The sequence below is a fragment of the Streptomyces sp. NPDC107765 genome, from assembly GCF_055657085.1.
This window is the reverse complement of the sequence record NZ_JBVKBL010000002.1, coordinates 719,845-741,994: the sequence shown is the minus strand read 5'-3', so window position 1 is coordinate 741,994 and position 22,150 is coordinate 719,845. Positions and strand designations below refer to the sequence as shown.

16 protein-coding genes are annotated in these 22,150 nt (G+C 75.9%); 6 read left to right on the top strand and 10 right to left on the bottom strand.

Annotated elements, in window-relative coordinates; genetic code table 11:
- Window positions 1-64 precede the first annotated feature (64 nt).
- The 3 genes from ACZ7MX_RS07720 to ACZ7MX_RS07710 form a co-directional block, all read right to left on the bottom strand.
- Window positions 65-1,717 (bottom strand): DNA repair helicase XPB, encoded by a 1,653-nt coding sequence (locus ACZ7MX_RS07720; protein ID WP_472130251.1) that lies wholly within the window; start codon window positions 1,715-1,717, stop codon window positions 65-67.
- A 128-nt stretch (window positions 1,718-1,845) separates the two neighbouring features.
- Entirely contained in the window at window positions 1,846-1,932 is an 87-nt protein-coding gene (locus ACZ7MX_RS07715; RefSeq protein ID WP_472130626.1) for a hypothetical protein, read from the bottom strand.
- Between the two features lie 221 nt (window positions 1,933-2,153).
- On the bottom strand, window positions 2,154-4,895 hold the full coding sequence (locus ACZ7MX_RS07710) for a helicase-associated domain-containing protein (RefSeq protein ID WP_472130249.1): 2,742 nt from the start codon (window positions 4,893-4,895) through the stop codon (window positions 2,154-2,156).
- Between the two features lie 177 nt (window positions 4,896-5,072).
- Here ACZ7MX_RS07710 and ACZ7MX_RS07705 point away from each other — a divergent pair, with 177 nt between their 5' ends.
- Both ACZ7MX_RS07705 and ACZ7MX_RS07700 read left to right on the top strand, forming a co-directional pair.
- Complete coding sequence (locus tag ACZ7MX_RS07705) at window positions 5,073-6,260, top strand: hypothetical protein (RefSeq protein WP_472130247.1); 1,188 nt, start codon at window positions 5,073-5,075, stop codon at window positions 6,258-6,260.
- 161 nt (window positions 6,261-6,421) lie between these two features.
- Entirely contained in the window at window positions 6,422-7,078 is a 657-nt protein-coding gene (locus tag ACZ7MX_RS07700; RefSeq protein ID WP_472130245.1) for an HAD family hydrolase, read from the top strand.
- Here the strand turns inward: ACZ7MX_RS07700 and ACZ7MX_RS07695 are convergent.
- Window positions 7,024-7,293 (bottom strand): hypothetical protein, encoded by a 270-nt coding sequence (locus ACZ7MX_RS07695; RefSeq protein ID WP_472130243.1) that lies wholly within the window; start codon window positions 7,291-7,293, stop codon window positions 7,024-7,026. The genes ACZ7MX_RS07700 and ACZ7MX_RS07695 overlap by 55 nt on opposite strands.
- 195 nt (window positions 7,294-7,488) lie before the next feature.
- Between ACZ7MX_RS07695 and ACZ7MX_RS07690 the strand changes: the two genes are divergently transcribed.
- On the top strand, window positions 7,489-7,872 hold the full coding sequence (locus tag ACZ7MX_RS07690) for a cold-shock protein (RefSeq protein WP_018089689.1): 384 nt from the start codon (window positions 7,489-7,491) through the stop codon (window positions 7,870-7,872).
- Window positions 7,873-7,896: 24 nt separating this feature from the next.
- Here ACZ7MX_RS07690 and ACZ7MX_RS07685 read toward each other — a convergent pair whose 3' ends face one another.
- From ACZ7MX_RS07685 to ACZ7MX_RS07670, 4 genes are all read right to left on the bottom strand, one after another.
- Window positions 7,897-8,748, bottom strand: a complete 852-nt coding sequence (locus tag ACZ7MX_RS07685) for a 1,4-dihydroxy-6-naphthoate synthase (RefSeq protein ID WP_472130240.1) — start codon at window positions 8,746-8,748, stop codon at window positions 7,897-7,899.
- A 9-nt stretch (window positions 8,749-8,757) separates the two neighbouring features.
- Entirely contained in the window at window positions 8,758-9,492 is a 735-nt protein-coding gene (locus ACZ7MX_RS07680; RefSeq protein WP_472130624.1) for a futalosine hydrolase, read from the bottom strand.
- A 35-nt stretch (window positions 9,493-9,527) separates the two neighbouring features.
- On the bottom strand, window positions 9,528-10,031 hold the full coding sequence (locus ACZ7MX_RS07675; RefSeq protein WP_310728822.1) for a hypothetical protein: 504 nt from the start codon (window positions 10,029-10,031) through the stop codon (window positions 9,528-9,530).
- Window positions 10,032-10,168: 137 nt separating this feature from the next.
- Window positions 10,169-11,608 carry an MFS transporter gene (locus tag ACZ7MX_RS07670; protein WP_472130238.1) on the bottom strand — a complete coding sequence of 480 codons (1,440 nt, stop codon included), beginning with the start codon at window positions 11,606-11,608 and terminating at the stop codon, window positions 10,169-10,171.
- A 347-nt stretch (window positions 11,609-11,955) separates the two neighbouring features.
- Here ACZ7MX_RS07670 and ACZ7MX_RS07665 point away from each other — a divergent pair, with 347 nt between their 5' ends.
- Both ACZ7MX_RS07665 and ACZ7MX_RS07660 read left to right on the top strand, forming a co-directional pair.
- Window positions 11,956-12,861, top strand: a complete 906-nt coding sequence (locus ACZ7MX_RS07665; protein ID WP_472130236.1) for a DUF3027 domain-containing protein — start codon at window positions 11,956-11,958, stop codon at window positions 12,859-12,861.
- Window positions 12,862-13,012: 151 nt separating this feature from the next.
- Window positions 13,013-16,372: a sacsin N-terminal ATP-binding-like domain-containing protein gene (locus tag ACZ7MX_RS07660; protein WP_472130234.1), complete on the top strand. Its 3,360-nt coding sequence runs from the start codon at window positions 13,013-13,015 to the stop codon at window positions 16,370-16,372.
- A gap of 61 nt (window positions 16,373-16,433) precedes the next feature.
- On the opposite strand, the gene ACZ7MX_RS07655 is transcribed toward ACZ7MX_RS07660, so the two are convergent.
- On the bottom strand, window positions 16,434-19,364 hold the full coding sequence (locus tag ACZ7MX_RS07655) for an FAD-binding and (Fe-S)-binding domain-containing protein (protein ID WP_472130232.1): 2,931 nt from the start codon (window positions 19,362-19,364) through the stop codon (window positions 16,434-16,436).
- A 27-nt stretch (window positions 19,365-19,391) separates the two neighbouring features.
- Complete coding sequence (locus ACZ7MX_RS07650; protein ID WP_472130230.1) at window positions 19,392-20,879, bottom strand: FAD-binding oxidoreductase; 1,488 nt, start codon at window positions 20,877-20,879, stop codon at window positions 19,392-19,394.
- Between the two features lie 53 nt (window positions 20,880-20,932).
- On the opposite strand from ACZ7MX_RS07650, the gene ACZ7MX_RS07645 reads away from it, so the two are divergent.
- Window positions 20,933-22,030 carry a helix-turn-helix transcriptional regulator gene (locus ACZ7MX_RS07645; RefSeq protein WP_472130228.1) on the top strand — a complete coding sequence of 366 codons (1,098 nt, stop codon included), beginning with the start codon at window positions 20,933-20,935 and terminating at the stop codon, window positions 22,028-22,030.
- Window positions 22,031-22,150 lie beyond the last annotated feature (120 nt).

Sequence of the window (22,150 nt, the reverse complement as noted above, 5' to 3'; positions counted from 1 at the left end):
CCGAACGTCCTGACCGTCCCCCCTGCCGGTTCCGCCCACAGGTCCTCGCCCCGGCCGGTTCCGCCTACGCGTCCTCGTCCGCCGCCAGCAGTTCGTCCGCGTCGACGATCCGGTACGCGTAGCCCTGCTCGGCCAGGAAGCGCTGGCGATGGGCGGCGAAGTCCTGGTCGATGGTGTCGCGGGCGACGACGGAGTAGAAGCGCGCCTCGTGGCCGTCGGCCTTCGGGCGGAGCACCCGGCCGAGTCGCTGGGCCTCCTCCTGGCGGGAGCCGAAGGTGCCGGACACCTGGATCGCGACCGTCGCTTCGGGCAGGTCGATGGAGAAGTTCGCGACCTTCGAGACGACCAGTACCGAGATCTCGCCCTCCCGGAACGCGTCGAAGAGCTTCTCCCGCTGGGCGTTGCTGGTCTCGCCCTTGATCACCGGGGCGTTCAGATGCTCGCCCAGTTCGTCCAGCTGGTCGATGTACTGCCCGATGACCAGCGTCTGGTCGCCCTGGTGGCGGCGGACCAGCGCCTCGGTCACGTACTGCTTGCTGGCCGTGGTGGCGCAGAAGCGGTACTTCTCCTCGGTCTCGGCGGTGGCGTACGCCAGCCGTTCCGACTCGGTGAGATTGACGCGTACCTCGACGCAGTCGGCCGGGGCGATGTAGCCCTGCGCCTCGATCTCCTTCCAGGGGGCGTCGAACCGCTTCGGGCCGATGAGCGAGAACACGTCCGACTCCCGGCCGTCCTCGCGCACCAGCGTCGCGGTCAGCCCCAGCCGGCGCCGGGCCTGCAGGTCGGCGGTGAACTTGAAGACCGGCGCGGGCAGCAGGTGCACCTCGTCGTAGACGATCAGGCCCCAGTCCCGGGAGTCGAACAGCTCCAGGTGCGGGTAGACGCCCTTCCGCTTGGTCGTCAGCACCTGGTACGTGGCGATGGTGACCGGCCGGATCTGCTTCTTCGTCCCGCTGTACTCGCCGATCTCGTCCTCGGTCAGTGAGGTGCGCCGGACGAGTTCGTGCTTCCACTGCCGCGCCGAGACCGTATTGGTCACGAGGATGAGCGTGGTGGCCTTGGCCTGTGCCATGGCGCCCGCCCCGACCAGCGTCTTGCCCGCGCCGCACGGCAGGACGACGACGCCCGAGCCGCCGTGCCAGAAGCCCTCGACGGCCTGCTGCTGGTACGGCCGCAGTGCCCAGCCGTCCTCGCGCAGCTCGATCGGATGCGCCTCACCGTCGACGTAACCGGCGAGGTCCTCGGCGGGCCAGCCCAGCTTGAGCAGCGTCTGCTTGATCTGGCCGCGCTCGGAGGGGTGGACGACCACACTGTCCGGGTCCAGCCGGGCGCCGACCAGCGGCTGCACCTTCTTGGAGCGGAGGATCTCTTCCAGCACCGGGCGGTCGGTGGTGCTCAGCACCAGCCCGTGCGTCGGGTGCTTGACCAGCGTGAGCCGGCCGTAGCGGGCCATCGTCTCCGCGACGTCGACGAGCAGCGCGTGCGGCACCGGGTACCGCGAGTACTGCACCAGCGCGTCCACGACCTGCTCGGCGTCGTGCCCGGCGGCCCGCGCGTTCCAGAGCCCCAGCGGCGTCACCCGGTACGTGTGGATGTGCTCCGGCGCCCGCTCCAGTTCGGCGAACGGCGCGATGGCCCGCCGGCAGGCGTCCGCCAGCTCGTGGTCCACCTCCAGCAGCAGCGTCTTGTCGCTCTGGACGATGAGGGGTCCGTTCACGCGCCTCGCCCTTTCCGTTCGGTGTGCGGCCCGGGACGGGAGCGTCCTGTGCGGCCAAATCTCCAGTGTGCCCCATCGGCGGGGAAGCGAGGGAGGTGCGGCGACCGCAGGCCGGGCGGCCCGGCCGGTCAGCGGTGGAGGGGTGGGCCCTGGGCGGTGAGGAGGGCCCGCCAGGTGGGGGCGTCGGCGACGCGGGTGGCAGCGGGGCACCGCACCGTGGCCTGATGGCCGCATGCCGGAAGCTCGGCGCGCGGGAGGTCCTCGGCCCGGGCAGCCGGACACAGCACCCACGTGCACTGCGGCTGGTCGCGCTGATCCCCAGCGGCGCTGTTCCCAAGCGGTGCTGACCGAAATGGCGTTGAGCCGACACGGCGCTGATCTGCAACCGTGCTGATCTGCCACCGCGCTGAACCCCAACCGCGCTGAACTGTCTGCCTCACACCACGTCGTCCGCGAGTTCCGCGACCCCGGTGATCCGGTGCAGCGGATAGGTGCGTACCTCGTCGGCGGTGTGGTCGTACGCCGTGACGAAGCCGCCCTCCACCCGCACCGGGGCGATCACCCGCTGGCTGGCCGCACCGTCCGCGTTGACGTAGCCGATCCACAGGGCCGAGTTGGTCAGCACCGCGGCCTGCATCGTGGCGAGGGTCTCGGCGCAGGTGGTGCGTGGGAGCGTGCCGGGGGCCGGGACGGGGGCGTGCACCGGCTTGCGTTCTGCCGTGGCGGCGAGGTCGCCGGCGCGGATGGCGCGCACCGCCGCCTCCAGGAGGGTGCCGTCGGGCGACGGCGGGCCGTCCGGGACGGGGGCCGGGGCGGTCCGCGGCGGGGTGCGGTACGAGTCGGCGCGGGCGATCAGGACGTCGCCGGCGGCGGACTCGGCGGCCGGGGCGTAGCCCATCGCCCGTAGCCCGTCGAGGAGTTGCTCGGGCGCGGTCTGGGCGGCGAGCACGGTGGGGGCCAGCCGGCGCAGGCGGAGCCCGGCCGCGCGCCGGTCGGCGAGGATCTCGGAGAGCAGCGCATCGTCGTCGCAGCGGACGTAGGCGGCGGCCGCGCCGATCCGCAGCCGGCCGTGCTTACGGGCCACGTCGTCGATGAGGTAGGCGAGCGGCTGGGGTACCGGTGTACGGGAGTGGCTGCTGAGGAAGTCCTGCAGTTCGGCGGCGGAACGGCCGGCGTCGAGGGCGCGCCGCACCGAGGCCGGGGTGAAGCGGTAGACCGTCGCACCGCCCTTGGACTCGATGTCCGCGAGGACGTCCAGCGCCTCGGCGAGCGGGCGCTGCAACGGGCCGGGGGCGACCGCGGTCAGGTCCGCCTGGAGGAGGACGTGGTCGAGGGGTTCGGGGAGGAGAGGGGCCAGCAGGGCGGCGGCGCGGGTCGCCGCGGCACCGATCTCGGCCCCGGACGCCACCCCGCCCCCGGATGTCGCTCCGGCCCCGGACGCTGCTCCGGCCGTCAGGGGTGATGCCCCAGCTCCGGCTTCCGTCCACGTGCCGGTTTCCGCCCACGTGCCCGCTTCTGTCCACATGCCGGTTTGCGGCCCCGCCCCGGTTTCCGGTCCCGCCCCGGCCTTCGCTCCCTCCGCGCCGATCAGCGTCCGGCCGTGGGTGGCGAGTGCGCCGCGCCCGGTGATGCCCAGCAACTCGGCTTCCTCCAGGGCCCATTGGGCCAGGCGTGAGCGGAGGTCGTCGGTGCCGGCGGGCCCGGCCTCGGCGGCCCCGCCCGTCGTCGATCCCGCGCCCCCGCCCGTCATCGGTCCCGCAGCCCCGCCCACCATCTGCCCGGCAGCCCCGCCCGCCATCGGCCCCGCAGCCCCACCCGCCGCCGGGCCCGCCCCGCGCAGCGGACGTTCCCAGCGGAGCCGGGAGAGCACCGTCGCCGCCGGTACGGACGTGCCGGGCGGCAGCGTGGCGAGCAGGGTGAGGGCGCGGCGGCGGACCTCCGGGGCCGGGGAGCGGTCCAGGTGCGGGCCGAGGGCGGCGAGCGCGCGCCCCTTCGCGTCGGCGGTGCCGACCACGCCCGAGGTGCGGGTCGCGGCCAGCCAGCCGGCCGCCAGTCGTGCCCACCGCTCGTGATCGGGCAGCTGCCGCCACTCCTCGGCGGCGGGGGTGGCCGCGTACCGCTCGTCGGCCTCGCCGTCGGAGGCGATCAGCCCGGCCGCGTAGGCGAGTTCGAGCCAGAAGGCGGCGAGCCGTTCGGTGGTGTCCAGGGCGGTGGCGGTGCGCTTGAGGTCGCGGACGCTCATCCCGCCGGCGCGCAGTACGGGCGGGCCGCCCAGGTCCCACTCCTTGAGCAGTTCCTCGACGGTCGCCAGGGCGGTGAACGCCTGGCTCGCCGCGGCGTTGTCCACAAGCTGTGGATCGCGTTCCGTCGTGGGCGTGAGCGCCGGCGGGACCGGCTCCGGGCTGCGGTGCGCGCGCCCGCCGCGCAGATGGAGCGCCGCCTCCCGCGGCAGGACGACGTTGCGGGCGCCCGCCGGGAGCAGCAGACCGCGGTCGAGCAGCCACTGCAGATGGGGGGCCGGGCGGTCGGTGACCGCGCCGTACGGCGGGCCCCACAGCAGCTTGTCGAGGACGGCGACGGACTCGGCCGGCGCGGTGTCCAGCAGCGCGGCCATCCGCTCCCGGTCGCGGAACAGCGCGGTCAGCGCGGCGACCGCGGAGACCGGGTCGTGGGTGGTGGGCAGCCCGGCCGCGGCCAGGATCTCCTGCAGCCGCCCGGGCGACATCCCGGCGGCGGCCTCGGCGACGGTCGGGCCCAGACCGGTCGGTGAGGGGCGCGCGGCGCCGGGCGCCAGCAGCTCCCGGGCCGTCCGCACCAGCCGCAGCCGGTCGTCCGGCCCCCACACCAGGGCCTGCCCGCGCAGCTCGGCGACGGCCCGGGGCAGCGCGGCGGCCACCGCCTCGTCCCCGGCGTCCCCGCCCATCAGCGCGCCCAGCGTGTCGTACGGGCACGGGTCGGGCGCCACCGCCAGCGCCTCGGCGGTCTGCAGCGCGAACCGGTCGAGCCGCTCCACCGCGCGGACCACCGATGCCCGGGTCCCGGCCCGGGTCGCCAGCTGGGTGACGTCGCCCGGCACCGGGCTGAGCAGATCGGGCCGGGCCCGCAGCAGCCCGACGAGCCCGCTGTCACTACGGGTCCGCAGCTCCTCGGCGAGGGTGCGGGGGGTATCGGTGGTCATTCGTACAACGTTAGCGGGGCGATCGGGCCAGGGGCAGGGAGCGGCGGCGGGGTACCGGAGGATCCGGCGCCGGGCCGCTCGCGGCGGATCCGCCGGCGCCCCGCCGCCGCTCCGGGCCGGGCGGCGGCCGGCGCGGTACCGTCGGGGGAGCAACCAGCGGACGCCGCAGGGGATTTCGTGGGGATCGAGAGTGAGCAGCTCGTCTTTGACTATCTGAGCCGGGTCGGTGACCTGGCCCAGCAGCGGGGCCTGCCCCCTGCCGCGCGGATGCGGCTGGTGTCGGGGCTCCGGACACAGATCGAGGCGCAGAGGGCCGACTCGGTGGTGGGTACCAAGCGGATGCTGGCGCGGCTGGGCACGCCGGAGGCGTTGGTCGAGGCGGCCGGCGGCGCCCCGGCGGCGGCCGGTACCCCGCAGCCGGACCCGGCCTCGCCCGCCCCGTCCGCCTCGCCCGCCCCGTCCGGCCCGTCCGCCCGGTCCGCCGCCCGCGATCGGCTCGACGCTTTGACGGCCTGGCGCGACGGACTGCTCGCCAAGGCGGCGCCGAAGGAGCGGGCGGCGGACGGCGACGGGACGGCGACCGGCGACGGCGCGCCGCGGAACGGCGACCGGCCGGCGTCCGGCAGGAGAGGTCTCTTCACCAAGGGTGCGGCGTCCGGCAAGGTGCCCGGCCCGCGCGCCGGTGAGCCGGAGTCCGCGCCGTCCGTCGGGCTGCCGCCGCACCTCGCCGGCGCGGACGAGCTGGGTGACGGGCAGGATGTGCCCGACTGGTGGCGGGTGGAGCCGGGGCCGTACGGGCCGGGGGAGACCGTGCCCGGTTTCGTGGGCGGGATCGAGATCCCGGAGATATGGCAGCACCCGAAGGGCGACCCCGCCGGGCGGCGGCCGTCGCTGCGGAAGGACGGCGCGGACGCGGACGACGACGCGGACGGCGGGGACGCCCGGACCCGTACGGAAGACGGTGCGGACGGGGGCGCCGGCGGCGACGGGGAGGCGGTGGAGGCCGTCCGGCCGGTGCCGCTGCGGGCCTGGCTCAGCCCGGTGCCGGCGCTGGCGGTGGTCCTCCTGGTGGCCGGGGCGGTGCTGGGGTCGTGGCTCGCGCTGGCGGGCGGCTGGGGGCTCGCCTACGTGTCGCGGCGGCTCAGTCCGGCCGAGGCCAAGTTCGCGGCGCTCGGCGTGCCCGGGACCGTCGTCGGCGGTCTGCTGGTGTGGCTGTGGGGCCGGTTCGACGGGCGGTGGGGCGAGCCGATCGCGCAGGGCCGGCTGGGCCAGGAGCTGATCGATGCGCTGCCCGGTGTGGTGCGGGTCGCGGCGGTCGCCTCGGCGCTGTTCCTGCTGTGGCGGATGCGGCGGACGGTCCGCTAGCGGCGCAGCGGCCGCCGTCGCGGACCTCCGGCCGGCCGGATCCAGGACGTCGGGGCCGGATCCAGGACGTCAGCTCCGGAACCACGACGTCAGGTGGGGTGAGGCAGCGTGACGCGCAGCCACCGTCCGGCCGCCGCCGGCCCCCGGGCACAATGGCGGGCATGGCTGCGTACCCCTTGACGGTCGGATTCGACCTCGACATGACGCTGATCGACTCCCGCCCCGGAATCAAGGCCGCCTACGAGGTGCTGTCCGCCCGGACCGGCACCCATGTCGACGCCGAGGCCGCGGTGACCCGGCTCGGGCCGCCGCTGGAGGAGGAGATCCGCCGCTGGTTCCCCGCGGAGCGGGTGGCGGAGATCTGCGAGGTGTACCGCGCGCTGTACCCGGAGTACGCCATCACCCCCACCCCCGCGCTGCCCGGCGCCCACGAGGCGATCGCCGCGGTGCAGGCGGCCGGCGGGCGGGCGATCGTGGTGACCGCCAAGTACGAGCCGAACGCCAAGCTCCACCTGGCCCACCTGGGCCTCGAACCGGACGCGGTGATCGGCTCGCTGTGGGCGGAGGCCAAGGCCGAGGCGCTGCGCGACCACGACGCGACGGTCTACGTCGGCGACCACACCGGTGACGTGCGCGGCGCGCACACCGCGAAGGCGCTGTCGGTGGCCGTGGCCACCGGGCCCTGCGACGCGGCGGAGCTGCGGGCGGCCGGCGCCGATGTGCTGCTCGCCGACCTGACCGAGTTCCCGGCCTGGCTGGCGCGTTACCTCGCGGAGGGCGCAGCCGGCGCTGAGCCCTCGGCGGCCGCCACCGCCTGACGCCGCTGGACCACCGCGGAGCGGACCACTCCGCTCGCGGCGACCAGGAAGCCGGCGCCCATCAGCATGCACAGCCAGTAGAAGCCCCACGGCAGCGGCGTGGTCCCGAGGAACAGCGGCGTCACGGTGGCGAGAGTGGCCAGCGCGCCAACTAGGAACATGATCGCGCCGATTCGGACCAGCAGATCCCCTGCGCGGGGCGTTTCGTCAGACACCTGACCAGGGTAAGTCCGCACCGGAAGCACAGAGGATCCACCCGGCGGCGTCTTGTCACCGGCCGGGGGACCATTAGCCTTGGTGGTGGCGGGTCCTGCGGCCCGCTGCATTGCTATCCAGACCGTTTTTTCTTCCGCGCTTCCGCGGCGGACCAGCCCAAGTTTTTTCCAACGAGTACGAGGACGAGGACAGACGTGCCTACCGGCAAGGTCAAGTGGTTCAACAGTGAGAAGGGCTTCGGCTTTCTCTCCCGCGACGACGGCGGTGACGTCTTCGTGCACTCGTCGGTGCTGCCCGACGGTGTAGCCGCACTCAAGCCCGGCCAGCGCGTCGAATTCGGCGTCGTCGCAGGTCAGCGCGGCGACCAGGCGCTGACGGTGACACTCCTCGACCCCGCGCCCTCGGTGGCCGCCGCCCAGCGCCGCAAGCCCGACGAACTCGCCTCGATCGTCCAGGACCTCACCACGCTCCTGGAGAACGTCACCCAGCAGCTGGAGCGCGGCCGCTACCCCGACAAGGTGCACGGCGCCAAGATCGCCGGCATGCTGCGGGCGGTCGCCGACCAGCTGGACGTCTGACCCCGGCGGACCGCCCGGCACACCTCACACGAAACGCAGCGCATCGCGGCCGAGGGGCGGCACCAGCCCCTCGGCCGCGGCGCGCGTGAGCAACCCGCGCACCGCGGCATAACCGTCCTCACCGAGGTCGGCGGTGAACTCGTTGACGTACAGCCCGATGTGCTGGTCGGCCACCTTCGGGTCCATCTCCTGCGCGTGCTCCAGCACGTACGGCCGGGACGCCTCCGGGTCGTCCCAGGCCATCAGCACCGACGTCCGGATCGCCGCCGCGAGTTCCCGCAACGCCCGCTCGCCCAGCGACCGCTTGGCGATGATCGCGCCGAGCGGGATCGGCAGCCCGGTCGTGTGCTCCCAGTGCTCGCCCATGTCCGCCAGGCACACCAGCCCGTAGTTCTGGTACGTGAAACGGGCCTCGTGGATGACCAGACCGGCGTCGACCTTGCCGTCCCGCACGGCCGGCATGATCTCGTGGAACGGCAGCACCACGATCTCCCCGACCCCGCCCGGCACCTCGGCCGCCGCCCACAGCCGGAACAGCAGGTACGCCGTCGACCGCTCGCTGGGCACCGCCACCGTCTTCCCCGCCAGGTCCGCCGCCGCGCCCTGCCCGCGGGTCAGCACCAGCGGCCCGCAGCCGCGCCCCAGCGCCCCGCCGCAGGGCAGCAGCGCGTAGTCGTCGAGCACCCAGGGCAGCACCGCGTACGACACCTTCAGCACGTCGAACTCACCGCGTTCGGCCATGCCGTTGGTGAGGTCGATGTCGGCGAAGGTGACCGCGAGCTCCGGCGCGCCCGGGACCCGGCCGTGCGCCAGCGCGTCGAAGACGAAGGTGTCGTTCGGGCACGGCGAGTAGGCGATGTTCAGCGGCCGGGTCACGGGCCCTCCTCAGGGACGTGGGGGAAGATCCGGAGCCGGCCCGGCGGTGGCCACCAGGGCTCCGGGAAGCGTACGGAAGGTGCCGGTCAGCGCGGTCAGCGCGGCGCCGATGCGCCAGGCGGCCCGGTCGCGCGGGCCGACGGCGTTGGAGACGGCCCGGACCTCCAGCACGGGCACCCCGTGCGCGGCGGCCGCCTCGGCGACCCCGAAGCCCTCCATCGCCTCGGCCAGCACCCCTGGGTGACGCCGTGCCAGCTCGGCGGCGCGGGCGGCGCTGCCGGTGACCGTGGAGACCGTGACGACGGTGCCGGTGACCGCGCCGGCCGCCGCCGCGACGGCCTGCACCAGCGCCGGATCGGGGCGGTGCCGCACCGTCCCGAAACCCAGGTCGGTGACCGGAACGAAGCCGTCCGGGGTCTCGGCGCCCAGATCGGCCGCGACGATCGCCTCCGCGACCACCACCGCGCCCAGCGGCGCGTCAGGAGCCCAGCCGCCGCCGATACCGGCCGAGACCACCAGGTCGTACGGCGCTCCGGCGAGCGCCGCGGCCGTCAGCGCGGTGCCCGTCCCGGCGGCCGCGGCGGCCGGTCCGACCCCCGCTGCCAGCACGTCGAACGCCACCGGCCCGTTGTCCGCCCGGCACAGCTCGTAGCCGCCCGGCAGTACGGCCGGCGCGCCGCACTCCGCCGCGGCGCACACCGCGTCGCGCTCGGCGGCCACCGCGGTGACGGCCAGCACCCGCAGCGGCCGCCCGGCGTCGCTCGGCGCGCTCAGCGGGCTCAGTCCTTCTGCTTCAGCGTGAAGTGCCACATCGTCGTGGGGCCGTCGCCCTCGTGGAGCTCGGCGACCTGCAGGGTGACGTCCTTGGTGTACGTCGTCTGACCGGTCTGCGGGTTCTGCTGCATGAACAGCGAGTCCGCGTCGAAGCTGCGGTACGTCTGCTTGCTCGGCTCGCGCATCACGGGCCCGGCGCCGATGACGATCCAGCCGGACTTGGCGACGTCCGGGTCCACCCCCACGCGCACCTTCTCACCGGGGTGCACGGTGATCGTCTTGCCGCCCTTCTTGGTGATGCAGGCGGCCACGGCCTTCCTGGACAGTTCCTTGCCGTTGCCGTCGCAGCCGGGGGTGGCCTCGGCCGTCACCGTCGACGAACCGACGGTCACGGTCGCGAGCGCGGTCGGCTTCTCGCAGGCGGAGAGGGTCACCAGACCCAGGGACACGGCACCGATGGCGGCAGCGGCGCGGCGGCCCTTGCCCCAGGAGATCAACGCAGCGGTCATACGGGCAGGCTATCTGGCGCCCCGGCCCACGCCACCCCCGGGTGCGGCGTGCCGCGCGGCACGCCGCACCCGGGGGTGCCCCCGAGCACACCGGCCCGGTCGGACAGGCACCCTCTCCCGGTCCGGCCCGCCCGCGCTCAGGCCACCCGCGGCGCCGCCGTACCGCCCCGCCGCGTGGCCTGCAGCAGCCCCCGTACGGACAGCGCCGCACCCACCGTCACCAGGCCCGCGGCCACCGCCATGCCCACCACCCCGACCAGCGGCAGCGCGATCCCGAGCGCGCCGCCCACCACCCACGCCAGCTGCAGCGCCGTCTCCGACCGGGCGAACGCCGAGGTGCGCACCTCCTCCGGCACATCGCGCTGGATCATCGCGTCCAGCGACAGCTTCCCCAGCGCCTGGCACAGCCCCGCGGTCGCCGCCACCGCGGTGACCACGACCACCGCCAGCACCGGGTAGAACACCGCGGCCAGCACCGTCGCGGACAGCGCGAGCCCCAGCATCGCCGCGACGATTCGCTCCGGCCCGCGCGCCCTCAGCCACGCCCCGATCGCCGTGCCCAGCGCATTGCCGGTCCCGGCCGCCACCGCCACCAGCCCCAGCGACGCCGCCGCGCCCAGCCCGTCCAGCGGATGCGCGCGCAGCAGGAAGGCCAGGAAGAACGTCAGGAAACCGGAGAGCGCCCGCAGCGCGGCGTTCGCCTGCAGACCGTGCAGCACGGACGGCCCGACCGTCCGCAGCCCCGGCTTCGGCACCCGCCCCGCCCCCGCCGGCGCGGAACCGTTCCGGGACGCCAGCCGGGCCCGCCGCTCACCCTTCGCCGAGTCGACCTTGTGCGGCAGCGAGAACGACAGCACCGTGCCCACCGCGAACACCACGAACGCCCCGTACAGCGGACACGGCGGCCCCAGCAGATGCAGCCCCGCCCCCGCCGGCGCGGCCAGCCCGGTCGCCAGCAGCCCCGCCAGCGTCACCCGCGAGTTGGCCTTCACCAGCGAGGTCCGCGGCGGCAGCAGCCGCGGCACCACCGCACTGCGCACCACGCCGTACGCCTTCGACGCCACCAGCACGCCCAGTGCCGCCGGATACAGCTCCAGACCGCCGGTCGCCACCGCCCCCGACATCGTCACCGCCAGCAGCGCCCGGGCCAGCATCGACCCGGCCATCGCCGCCCGCCGGCCGTGCGGCACCCGGTCCAGCAGCGGCCCGACCACCGGCGCCAGCAGCGCGAACGGCGCCATGGTCACCGCCAGATACAGCGCCACCCGGCCGCGCGCCTCCTGGGTCGGCACCGAGAAGAACACCGTCGACGCCAGCGCGACGGTGATCATCATGTCGCCCGCGGAGTTCACCGCGTGCAGCTCGATCAGCTTGCCCAGCCCCGACTCGCCCGCGCCGTGCGCATGCGTGGCCCGCCGTACGCCCTGGGCCGCGCCGGTGAACGGCCGGTGCAGCGCCCGCCCGACCGCCCGCGCGGCCCGCCGCCCCCGGCTGCCGCCGAACCCGCCGCGCGTCGGTGCGCGCGGCTTCCGTACCTTCGACGCCCTCGCGGCAGCCACCTGGCCATAGTGCCCCAACTCGCCCAGGAGGGGGCGGTTCCTCCTACTTGCCGCGCGGGGCGCACCGGCCCGCCGTCGCCACCTGCTGCCAATTGCCGCTCCCTCCGAGGAGTCCTACACCGTTGAAGGGGTAGCGTGTCTAGCGCGCCACCGGCGGTCGGTTTTGGCCGCGTGTCTCATTGCGATCCGCGATCCCGCAGAATGGGTTGCAAGAGGTGCGCTCGACCGAACCGATCGGGCGCGGACGTCGACGCGGTCCCCTGGTCCGCTCCGCCCGCCCCGGCCTCCGGACGGACAAGGACAGCTCCGGCTGGCGCACTCGTGAGACGGCGTGGAAGAGAGAATCGATTCTTGTGAGTGCTGCGATGCGAAGCCGTACCCCTGACCGCCTGTGCGCCGAGGCGGTCGACCTCGCCCGGGCGGCAGCGGAGGAGACCGCACTCCCCGGCATGGTCGGCGAGCACATCGACGCCGTGGCCGACGGCGACCGCGTCGTCACCCATCTCTTCGCCTGCAACGAACCCGGATACCGCGGCTGGCGCTGGGCCGTGACGGTCGCCCGCGCCTCCCGCGCCAAGGTCGTCACCCTCGACGAGACGGTCCTGCTGCCCGGCCCCGACGCCCTGCTCGCCCCCGAGTGGGTCCCCTGGAGCGAACGCCTCCGCCCCGGCGACATGGGCCCCGGCGACCTGCTCCCCACCGAGGCCGACGACCTCCGCCTGGAGCCCGGCTTCACCGGCGAGGACGTCCCGCCGCCGAACTCCCCGGTCGCCGAGGGCATGGCCGCCGAGGTCGCCGACACCGAGGAGGCCGACGTCGTCCCCGGCTCGCCCGCCGTCCAGCCCGCCCCCGCCCGCGGCGGCATCGCCGACGTCGCCGAGGAACTCGGCATGCGCCGCGCCCGGGTCCTGTCCCGCTACGGCCTGCACGCCGCCGCCGACCGCTGGGAAGAGGCCTTCGGCGCCAAGACCCCGATGGCCCAGGCGGCCCCCGCGACCTGCATGACCTGCGGCTTCCTCACCCCGCTCACGGGCTCGCTGCGCCAGGCGTTCGGCGTCTGCGCCAACGAGTTCGCCCCCGCGGACGGCCGCGTGGTCTCCCTCTCCTACGGCTGCGGCGCCCACTCCGAGGCCGCCGTCATGCCCAAGCCGCCGCGACCGGCGCCGCCGGTGGTCGACGAAACGGTCGTCGAACCCCTCGCCCTGCGACCGGAGCGCGACGGGGGGTCCGTGGAGGAAGCGGGCCCCGCGGAGGAACTGGGCCACAGCTGAGACCGCACGGGCCGGGGTCCGGCCGCGCCGGGAGCGCGGCCGGACCCCGGCCCTTGTCCTCCCCCTCCCGCCGTGGGCGGCCGCGCCGCCGCGGCCGCCGACGTGGGGCGATACCGTCAGGGCAACCGACGGACACAGAGGAGACGAAGACGTGGCAGCTACGTCGTGGGTGCGAGGCGCAGCCGGCGACCCGTTCGGGACGGCCCGTCTGCGGCGCGGTGTGCTGGACGCCTGGGCCGCCTCGCCGGCCCGCTTCCGGGAGGACGCCAACGCGGAGGAGGACCTCGCGCTCGGCGGCTACCGCGACCGCCTCGCCGTGGAGCTCGCGCAGAACGCCGCGGACGCGGCCGCCCGGGCCGGCGTCCCCGGCCGGCTCCGGCTGACCCTGCACCCGGCCGACGGCGACGCCCCCGCCGTCCTCGTCGCCTCCAACACCGGCGCCCCGATCGACGCCACCGGCGTCGAATCGCTCTCCACCCTGCGTGCCTCCGCCAAGCGGGAGGCCAGCGTGGCGGCCGGCGCGGTCGGCCGCTTCGGCGTCGGCTTCGCCGCCGTGCTGTCCGTCAGCGACGAACCGGCCCTGGTCGGCCGCACCGGCGGCGTCCGCTGGTCGCTGGCCGAGGCCCGCGCGATGACCCAGGAGGTGGCCGCGCACAGCCCCGGCCTCGGCGGCGAGCTGCGCCGCCGCGAGGGCCACGTACCGCTGCTCCGGCTCCCGCTGCCCGCCGAGGGCACCGCACCCGAGGGCTACGACACCGCCGTCGTCCTGCCGCTGCGCGACGGCGCCGCCCAGGACCTCGCCGAGCGGCTGCTCGCCGGCATCGACGACGCGCTGCTGCTCACCCTCCCCGGCCTGGCCGAGGTCATCATCGAAACCCCCGAGGGTGTACGGGAGTTGCGGCAGACCCGGCAGGGGCCGTACCTCGTGGTCGAGGACAGTGAGCGCGGCACCACCCGCTGGCGGGTGGCGTCCGACAGCGGCCGGCTGGACCCCGCACTCCTCGCCGACCGGCCCGTCGAGGAGCGGCTGCGCCCGTTCTGGTCGGTGACCTGGGCGGTACCGGTGGACGCCGACGGCGCCCCGGCGCGCCCGCGGACCGCACCGGTCGTGCACGCCCCGACGCCCACCGACGAACCGCTGGGCCTGCCCGCCCTGCTCATCGCCTCCTTCCCGCTGGAGCCGACCCGCCGCCACGTCGCGGCCGGCCCGCTCGCGGACTTCCTGGTCGGCCGGGCCGCCGCGGCGTACGCGGAACTGCTCGCCGGCTGGCAGCCGGTGACCGTCGGGACCCTCGACCTGGTGCCCGGACCGCTGGGCAAGGGCGGCCTGGACGGCGAGCTGCGCCACCAGGTGCTCGACCTGCTGCCGCGGGTCCGCTTCCTGCCGAGCGCCGCCGCGCCCAGCGCCACCGCGTCCGGCGACACCGCGTTCGCCGCCGACGAGCAGCCCGGGCCCGCGGACGGCGCACCGCGCGACGCCGAGTGGGACGACACCGAGGGCACCGACGACACCCCGCGCTACGTCCTGCGGCCCACCGAGGCCGAACTGCTGGAGGGCGCGGGCGCCGCGACCGTCGCCGTCCTCGCCGAACTCTTCCCCAGCCTGCTCCCCGCCGGCCTCGAACGCCGCCCGGAGCTGCGCTCGTTGGGCGTGACCCGGGTGCCGCTCGGGGAGATGGTCGACCGGCTCGCCGGCGTCGAGCGCCCGCCGGGCTGGTGGTGGCGGCTCTACGACGCGCTGGCCGGCACCGACCCCGACCGCCTCACCGGCCTGCCGGTGCCGCTGGCCGGCACCGCCACGCCCGGCCCCGCCGGGACACACCGCGCGGTACGCACCACCATCGGCCCCCGCCAGGTCCTGCTGCCGCTGCCCGACGCCGGCCCGGACGAGGACGACGGGCCCGCCGCCCGGCACCGCACCCTCGCCCGGCTCGGCCTGAAGGTCGCCCACCCCGAGGCCGTCCACCCGCTCCTGGAGAAGCTCGGCGCCACCCCCGCCGCGCCCCGCGCCGTGCTGACCACGCCCCAGGTGCGCGCCGCCGTGGCGAACTCCCTCGACGCCGACGAGGACGCCTACGACCTCTTCCCCGACGACGACCTCGGCGGCGCCGGCCCGGGCGGCCCGCTCGGCTCCGAGGAACTCGCCGAGACCGTCCTCGGCCTGGTCCGCGACGCCGACCTCGCGCCGGGCGACGAGCCCTGGCTGGGCGCCCTCGCCCTCCCCGACGAGGACGGCGAACTGACCCCGGCCGGCGAACTCGTCCTCCCCGGCAGCGACTTCGAACGGGTCATCCGCGAGGGCGAACTGCCCGCCTGCGACGCCGAGCTGACCGCCCGCTGGGGCGAGCAGCCGCTGACCGCGGTCGGCGTCATGGCCGGCTTCGCCCTCGTCCGCGCCACCGACGTCGTCCTCGACCCGGACGAGATGGAGCCGCGGGACACGGACTTCGCCGAGCCCGACGACGTCGGCCTGCTCGACGCCGTCGACGTCTGGTGCGAGGACGTCCTCGACACCCTCCCCGAGACGCCTGTCCCCCCGGTCGTCACCGAACTGGTCGCCGTCCGCGACCTCGACCTGGTCGACGACGACGCCTGGCCCGAGGTCCTGGCCATGCTCTCCCGGCCCCCGCTCCGCGACGCGCTGACCGCCCCGGTCCGGGTCCTCCTCCCCGACGGCACCACCGAATCCGTCCGCCCCTACACGGCCTGGTGGCTGCGCGGCCACCCGGTCCTGGACGGCCGCCGCCCCGCCGGGCTGCGTTCGGCCGGCGGCGACCCGCTGCTGGCCGGCCTGTACGAGTCCGCGGACGCCGGCGACGTCGACGCCCAGGTGCTGCGCGCCCTCGGCGTCCGCACCTCCGCCGCCGCCCTCCTCGACGAACCGGGCGGCGCCGCGGAACTCCTCGCCCGGCTCGCCGACCCCGACCACCGTGTCGGCGCCGCCCAACTCCACGCCCTCTACGGCCTGCTGGCGACCCTCGACCCCGACCAGGTCACCCTCCCCGACTACCTGCGCGCCGTCGTGGACACCGAGGTCCGGGTGGTGGACGCCGCGGACGCGGTCGTCGCCGACGCCCCCGACCTGATGCCGCTCGCGACCGGCCTGCCGCTGCTCCCGGTCGGCCCGTCCCGCGCCGCCGACCTGGCGGAACTCCTCCAGGTGCGCCGCCTGAGCGAGGCGGTCACCGCCGAGGTCCGCTCCGAGGGCGTCCGCCACGAGGTCCCCCCGGCGGTCCGCACCCTCCTCGGCCCCACCACCCCGCCCACCTACGACGAACACGAGGAACTCCTCGTCACCGCCGCCCCGGACACCGCCGGCGGCCCGGCTGCCACCACCGAACTCGACTGGCGCTGGACCCCCGACGGCACCCTCCACGCCGCGACCCTGGAAGGCGTGGCCGCCGGCCTCGCCTGGGCCACCGCCCAGTGGCCCCGCCGCTTCGAGGTCGCCGCCCTCCTGGAGGACCCCGACCGGGGGGACGAACTGGCACGCGCGCGCTGGTTCGACTGACGGCACGGCGGAGGGCCGGCCCCCGCGTCCGGCCGGTGCCGAAGGCGTCCGCCGGAAGCCCTCAGCCGGCGCCGTTCCCCAGCCCCTCCGCCAGCCCCTCCGCCAGTACCTCCGCCAGGTGCCGCCCCCGCCGGTCGCCGAGCTGCTGGAGCTGGGTGCGGCAGGAGAAGCCGTCCGCGAGGATCTCCGTGCCGGGGGTGGCCTCGCGTACGGCAGGCAGCAGTTGGTCCTCGGCGCAGGCGACCGACACCTCGTAGTGGCCGCGTTCGTAGCCGAAGTTGCCGGCGAGGCCGCAGCAGCCGCCGGAGAGGGTGCCGGTGAGGCCGGCGCGGGCGCGCAGGCGGCGATCGGCGGCGTCGCCGAGGACCGCGTGCTGGTGGCAGTGGGTCTGGCCGGCGACCGGGCGGTCGAGGCGTGGCGGTTGCCAGGTGGGGGCGTACTGCTCCAGGGTCTCGGCGAAGGTGCGGACGGCGGAGGCGAGGCGGGCGGCGCGCGGGTCGTCGGGGAGGAGTTCGGGGAGGTCGGTGCGCAGGGCCGCGGCGCAGCTCGGTTCGAGGACGACGAGGGGGCGGCCGGGCCGGAGGAGGGGGGACAGGGCGTCGACGGTGCGGCGCATGACCTGCCGGGCCCGGTCGAGCTGGCCGGTGGACACGTAGGTCAGGCCGCAGCACAGGGGGCGGTGCCGCCGGAGGCGGAGGCCCGGGCGGAGGGGGGCCGTCGGGGGGAGCAGCGGCCGCAGTCCGGCGGCTTCGAGGACCTGGACGGCGGCGCGGCCGACCTGGGGTGCGAGGTGGTTGGTGAAGGTGTCGGGCCAGAGGATGACGGTGGGACCGCCCGAGCTGACGGGTGCGGAGCCCGCCGCCCCCGCCGTCCGCCGCCTGTCCCACCACCACCGGGTGAACGTCTCCGTGGCCGGTGCCGGCAACGGGCGTTCCGGGGTGAGGCCGGCCAGGCGAGCGGCCAGCGCGGTGGCGAGGGGGGCGCGGGCCAGGGCGTTGACGGCGGGGGCGACGGGCGCCGCGAGGTGCAGCCACTCGGGCAGGCGGCCGAGCGCGTAGTGGGCGGCGGGCCGGAGCCGGCCCGCGTAGTGGTGGTGGAGGAATTCCGCCTTGTACGTGGCCATGTCGACGCCGACCGGGCAGTCGCTGCGGCAGCCCTTGCAGGAGAGGCACAGGTCGAGGGCGTCGCGCACCTCGGGCGACCGCCAGCCGTCGGTGATCACCTCGCCGGCCAGCATCTCGTGCAGGAGGCGGGCCCGGCCGCGGGTGGAGTGCTGCTCCTCGCCGGTGGCACGGAAGGACGGGCACATGACGTCCGGGGAGCCGGGGGCGCCGGCGGCGTTGCGGCATTTGGCGACGCCCACGCAGCGGCGGACGGCGGCGGTGAAGTCGCCGCCGTCGTGCGGGTAGCCGAACGCGACCGGCACCGGCTTCCTGGGGAGCGGGGCGAAGCGGAGGTTGTCGTCGAGCCGGGCCGGGCGGACGAGCACGCCGGGGTTGAGGCCGGCGGCCGGGTCCCAGAGGGCCTTGAACTCCTCGAAGAGGCCGACCAGTTCGGGCCCGTACATCTTCGGCAGGAGCTCGGCGCGGGCCTGGCCGTCGCCGTGTTCGCCGGAGAGCGAGCCGCCGTGGGCGACGACGAGTTCGGCCAGGTCGTGGGAGAAGGCGCGGAAGCGGCGGACGCCGGGCGGGGTCAGCAGGTCGAAGTCGATGCGGATGTGGATGCAGCCGTCGCCGAAGTGGCCGTAGGGGGTGCCGCGCAGGCCGTGCTGCGCCAGGAGGGCGCGGAAGTCGCGCAGATAGGGGCCGAGCCGGTCGGGCGGGACGGCGCAGTCCTCCCAGCCGGGCCACGCCTCCGAGCCGTCCGGCATACGGGTCGCGGTGCCGGAGGCGTCCTCGCGGATCCGCCACAGCGTCCGTTGGCCGCCCGGGTCGGTGACGATCGTGTGGTCGGTGCTGCCGTCCGCGGCCGCCGCCCGGCCGAGCGTCTCGGCGCGGGCAGCCGCCTCCGCGGGACTCGCACCGCCCGTTTCCACGAACAGCCAGGCACCGCCCCGGGGCAGCCCCTCCGCATCACCCACCAGATCGGCGGCCATCCCCTCGACCGTCAACGGCCGGTGGATCAGCAGGGTGTGGGCGGCCTCGGCGGCGGCGCTCTCGTCGGGGTAGCCGAGGACCGCGAGCGCCCGGGCCGCGGGGGTCTCCACGAGCCGTACGGTCGCCTCGGTCAGCACGCCGAGGGTGCCCTCGCTGCCGGTGAGGGCGCGGGCCAGGTCGGTGCCCCGCTCCGGCAGCAGCGCGTCGAGGGCGTAACCGGAGATGCGGCGCGGGAGGTCGGGGTAGCCGGTGCGCAGGAGCGCCAGTTCGCGGTCGACGAGGGCCTTCACGCCGCCTTGGAGGCGCGGCGGCAGACCGGTGGGGGCGCCGGTGGCGTCGGTGCCGCGGCCGGCCCGTACGCCCTCGCCGCCGTAGGTGAGCAGGGCCAGTTCGCGGACGTTGTCGGCGGTGGTGCCCCAGGCGACCGAGTGCGAGCCGCAGGCGTTGTTGCCGATCATGCCGCCGAGGGTGCAGCGGCTGTGCGTGGACGGGTCGGGGCCGAAGGTCAGCCCGTGGGCGCCGGCCGCCGCCCGCAGGTCGTCCAGGACCACACCGGGCTGGACGACGGCGGTGCGCGCCCCGGGGTCCAGGGAAACGATCCGCCGCATGTGCCGGGTGAAGTCCAGGACCACGCCGACACCGGTGGCCTGCCCGGCGATGCTGGTCCCACCGCCGCGCGGCACCACGGGCACGCCGTGCTCCCGGCACACCCGTAGTGCCGCGGCGACGTCGTCGGCGTCCCTGGGGGCCACCACCGCCCGCGGCACCCGGCGGTAGTTGGACGCGTCCATCGTCATCAGCGCCCGGTCGGCCGCGGTGAACGAAACCTCCCCCCGCACCGCGGCCGACATCTCCCGCGCCAGGTCCCGCTGCTCCCTCTGCGTGCGCTCAGCCATGTCTCCAGCCTGCCCACTGGGGCGGGGTCATGCGACGGCCGGTGTGCGCCCGTGCGTGGCGGCCGCGGCCGGGTGGAAGCGGAAGAGGTCGCGCGGGTCGAGGCGGGACTTGAGGGCGGCGAGCCGGCGGTGCGCCTCGGCGTCGTGGACGCTGCGGGCGACCTCCGCGGCGTCCGGCCGCTCCCCGTGGCGGCCGAAGAGGAAGTTCACGCTCCGGCCGAGCCGCCAGGGCTCGACGGCGGCCAGCGCCTCGGCGTGCAGGGCCCGTACGCCCCCCAGGTCGTCGTCGCCCTGGAGCGGCGAGAGGACACGCAGCGCGTAACGGGCGGCGCGGTGGCCGACGGTGCCGGCGGACCGGGCGGCCAGGGCACCGCCGAGGTGGTTGAGCTGGACCACACACATCACCGGCGCGGCCGGCCCGGTGAGCCGTGCCACCCGGCGCAGCGCGGCCGCGTCCAGATCGCTGAGCAGCGCATTGTCGCCGTCGTAGGCGTGCGGATCGCTGGGATCGCGGTGGATGGTGTGCGACTCGGCGTACGGCATCTCGCGCAGGTCGTCGCTGACCCGCGGACCCACCGCCCGCAGCGGCGCGACCAGTTGCCCGCCCCGCTCCGCGCTGCCCGTGTACGCGATGCGGACGTGCACGAGGTGCCGGCCGCGCAGCTGCTCCGGCAGCTGCGGCAGATCGGGGTAGGCGATCAGGGCGACGGAAGAGGTCAGTTCGTCCGGGACGGTCCCGGTCCAGCGCAGGTACGCGGCCAGTACGTCGTCGAGGTGCTCGGCGCCGAAGACCAGCTGGCCGCCGTAGAGCCGGGCCACCGGCATCAGCGCGAACTCCATCGCGGTGACCACGCCGAGCCCGTGGCCGCCGCCGAGCAGCGCCCCGAACAGCTCGGGGTCCCCCTCGACGGTGAGGTGGCGCAGCCGGCCGTCGGCGGTGACCAGGTCGACGGCGCGGACATGGTCGGCGGCGTAGCCGTAGGTGCGGGCCAGCACGCCCACCCCGCCGCCGAGGGTGTACGAGACGACGCCGACGCCCGGGGACGAGCCGTTGAGCGGCGCGAGCCCGTGCGGGGCGGCCGCCTCGACGACCTGGCCCCACACGGCGCCGGCCTCGGCCCGCGCGGTGCGGGCCGCCGGATCGACCGTGACCCGGGCCATCCGCTTGGTGGTGATCAGCAGTCCGCCGTCGGTGCCGGCGGCCAGGCCGTGCCCGGTGGCCTGGACGGCGACCGGCAGGCCGTGCGCGCCGGCGAACCGCACCGCGGCGACCACGTCGTCGGCGTCCGCCGCCCCGACGACGACGGCCGGCCGGTGCGGGTGCGCCAGCTGGAAGCCGGTGCGCTCGGCGTCGTACCCGTCGTCGCCGAGGAGCAGGACGGGGCCACGCACGGCCCGGGCGAGAGCGGCGGTGTCCAGCACGGCGGTTTCGGGCGCGGCGGTTTCGGGCGCGGCGGTGTCGAGGGTGGTGGGTGCCGAGACGGCGGTCTCCGGGGCGAGGTCGTTGATCTCCATGCCCGCACTCTCGCGGCATAAGTTGACACCGGCCGTCATATATAAATCGGGGTGTGAAGTCGGACCGCCTGCTGTCGATCCTGCTGCTGCTCCAGACCCGCGGCCGGGTCCCGGCCAGGGAGCTCGCCGAGCGGCTGGAGGTCTCCCCCCGCACCGTCTACCGCGACGTCGAGGCGCTGTCGGCGGCCGGTGTGCCGGTCTACGCCGAGCGCGGCCGGCACGGCGGCATCGCGCTGCTGCCCGGCTTCCGCACCGACGTCACCGGGATGACCACGGACGAGGCGCGCGCCCTGTTCGTGCTGGCCGCGCAGGGCGCCCACACCGCCCTCGGACTGGACGAAGCGCTCGGTTCGGCGCTGCGCAAGGTGATGGCGGCGCTGCCCGCCCCGCACCGGCCGGCCGCGGAACTGACCGGCCGCCGCATCCTCGTCGACCCGGACCGCTGGCTCGGCGGCCCCCGCCCGGCGGCCGACCTGGACGCCCTGCAGACCGCCGTCTTCACCGACCTGCGGCTGCGGATCCGGTACCGCCACAGCGGCGCGACCCGCCTGCGGACGTACACCGTCGACCCGTACGGGCTGGTCGCGAAGGCCGGCACCTGGTACCTCGTCGCGGACCGGCGCGGCCGGCCGCAGCTGTTCCGGGCCGACCGGGTGGCGTCCGCGGTCGTCACCGACGCCCCGGTGCGGCGCCGGCCGGGCGTGGAGCTGGCCGAGGTCTGGCAGCAACTGCGCCGCCAGGTGGAGGACCGGCCCGCGGACATCCGGGTGACCGCCCGGATCCGCCACGACCGGCTGGACCTCGCGGTACGGATCCTGGGCGGCGCCCTGACCGGCCCACCCCGTACGGGTGCCCCGGCCGGACCGGGGAACGGGCACGCAAACGGGGACGAGGACCGTAACGGAGAGGGCCACGGGGGCGGGCCCGGAAGCGAGGACCGTAACGGGGAGGGCCACGGGGACGGCAACGAGGGTGGGCCCGGGGAGTGGGCCGTCATCGAGGTGGCCTACCCCGTGCTGCGCGCCGTGCGGCAGCTGCTGCAGTTCGGCGACGCACTGGAGGTGCTCGATCCGCCCGAGGCCCGCCGGGAGCTGGCCGAGGCCGCGGCCGGCATCGGCGCCCTGTACGCCGCGGACCCGCCGCCGGGGTAGACCGCAGCCGCCCCGGCAGTCCCACGGCCGTCCGGGCAGCCCCGCCCGCCGTGGCCGTCCACGGACGACGCGCCGCCATCTCACCGTCTGGACGTGCCGCCGGAGTGCGCACGGTGACGG

Bases quoted from the DNA above. Each gene is read 5' to 3' on its own strand.
- ACZ7MX_RS07665 (WP_472130236.1), top strand. From the start codon at position 11,956: ATGCGAAGCCGTACCCCTGACCGCCTGTGCGCCGAGGCGGTCGACCTC.
- ACZ7MX_RS07675 (WP_310728822.1), bottom strand. From the start codon at position 10,031: ATGACCGCTGCGTTGATCTCCTGGGGCAAGGGCCGCCGCGCCGCTGCC.
- ACZ7MX_RS07655 (WP_472130232.1), bottom strand. From the start codon at position 19,364: ATGGCTGAGCGCACGCAGAGGGAGCAGCGGGACCTGGCGCGGGAGATG.
- ACZ7MX_RS07710 (WP_472130249.1), bottom strand. From the start codon at position 4,895: ATGACCACCGATACCCCCCGCACCCTCGCCGAGGAGCTGCGGACCCGT.
- ACZ7MX_RS07700 (WP_472130245.1), top strand. From the start codon at position 6,422: ATGGCTGCGTACCCCTTGACGGTCGGATTCGACCTCGACATGACGCTG.
- ACZ7MX_RS07650 (WP_472130230.1), bottom strand. From the start codon at position 20,879: ATGGAGATCAACGACCTCGCCCCGGAGACCGCCGTCTCGGCACCCACC.